The organism is Synechococcus sp. WH 5701, from assembly GCF_000153045.1.
Taxonomy (GTDB): Bacteria; Cyanobacteriota; Cyanobacteriia; order PCC-6307; family Cyanobiaceae; genus Regnicoccus_A; species Regnicoccus_A antarcticus.
In genome coordinates this window covers 1-1397 of the sequence record NZ_AANO01000084.1, presented here as the reverse complement: position 1 = coordinate 1397, position 1397 = coordinate 1, and the positions used below count along the sequence as shown (strand labels likewise).

The window sequence follows — 1397 nt, the reverse complement described above, 5'->3', positions numbered from 1 at the left end:
CATTGGGGCTGGTTTTGTCCCCGAGGTTTTGGACTTCGATCTCATTGATTTGGTCGTCACCGTGAGCGATGACGACGCCATGGAGATGGGGCGACGGTTGGCGAGAGAGGAAGGTTTGCTCTGCGGAATAAGCAGTGGTGCAGCCATCGCAGCTGCTCTTCAGTTGGCGCAACAACCAGCGATGGCCAACAAGCGAATGGTGGTGATCCTGGCCAGTTATGGCGAGCGATATTTATCCACGCCGATGTTTAGTCGGGGCTCAGTTCTGCCAGCGCGACGCGATGGACAGGTGTAAGGACTGAACGATGAATGATCCCTACACGGTGCTCGAAGTCAGCAGTCATGCATCAGCGGCCGAAATCAAGGCTGCTTATCGACGCTTGGTGAAACAGCACCACCCGGATGCGGGTGGCGATGATCAACGGATGTTGGCGCTGAACGCTGCCTGGGAGGTTTTGGGCGATCAAGACCGTCGCCGCAAGTTTGATCGCACTCGGATTTCTCCACCCTCAGCATCCCGACAACCTGATCTTCGTCGAGCCAGATCGGCCCACAATCATTCGGTTGCGGCAGACGATGCTTTGGTGGAATGGCTGCGTCGGGTGTATGCCCCGATTGATCGCATGATCGGAGAGGTGATCAATCCCTTTCCTGCGCAGTTCAAGGCGTTGTCGGCAGACCCCTATGACGACGAGCTGATGGAGGCCTTTTGCAGTTACTTAGAAACCAGTTCCCGCAAGATGGAACGGGTGAAGACGTTATTTCAGTCGCTACCAACCCCGGCTTCGGCGCGTGGCTTCGGTTTGAGTGTTTATCACTGTTTATCGGAGGTGGAGGATGCCCTGGCTGAACTCGAGCGCTACACGATGGGGTACGTGGACAATTACCTCCACGATGGTCGCGAGATGCTGAGGGAAGCCAAACAGCGCCGAAAACGGCTGCAGGACGAACGTCGGCGCCTGGACATTCTGTGAGCCAGCGTTGCCGCTTTTGGGGAGGAGTGGCCCTGATTTGGCTCCTTGCCACCCTGGCGGATCGGCTGTGGTGGACTTTGCAGGGTGGCGTTCCCGCCTGGGACCAGGCTGACTATCTCAACAGCGCCCTGGATCATGGTCGTGCGCTCGGACTGCTTCCTGGAGGTGGCTGGCAAGGGTGGAATGCGCTGTTGGATCTGTCGCCAAAAATTCCACCTCTCGCGTCCTTGGTGAACGGCAGCGTGATGGCAGTGAGCGGCGGAGCACCTGATCAGGCGGCGTGGAGTCTCAGCCTTTGGCATGGCCTGCTCTTGATCGCTGTTGCGGGGTGGGGCCGTCGTTTGTATGGCCCAGGTTTTGCTTGGCTGGCCTGCGGACTCATCGCAATGGTTCCAGCGTTCCTGGAGCTGCGAACGGATTACG

General features: G+C 58.1%; 2 protein-coding genes and 1 pseudogene. All 3 read left to right on the top strand.

From position 1 onward, the window contains the following. Positions 1-295 (top strand): pyridoxal-phosphate dependent enzyme (locus WH5701_RS00510; protein ID WP_156776473.1); only part of this gene is annotated, 295 nt, incomplete at its 5' end. Between the two features lie 10 nt (positions 296-305). Next, positions 306-974 (top strand): J domain-containing protein, encoded by a 669-nt coding sequence (locus WH5701_RS00505; protein WP_009788229.1) that lies wholly within the window; start codon positions 306-308, stop codon positions 972-974. After that, positions 971-1397 (top strand): annotated as a pseudogene (locus tag WH5701_RS18200) (4-amino-4-deoxy-L-arabinose transferase); the annotation flags it as partial. The gene WH5701_RS00505 and the pseudogene WH5701_RS18200, both read left to right, overlap by 4 nt.

Bases quoted from the DNA above. Each gene is read 5' to 3' on its own strand.
- WH5701_RS00505 (WP_009788229.1), top strand. From the start codon at position 306: ATGAATGATCCCTACACGGTGCTCGAAGTCAGCAGTCATGCATCAGCG.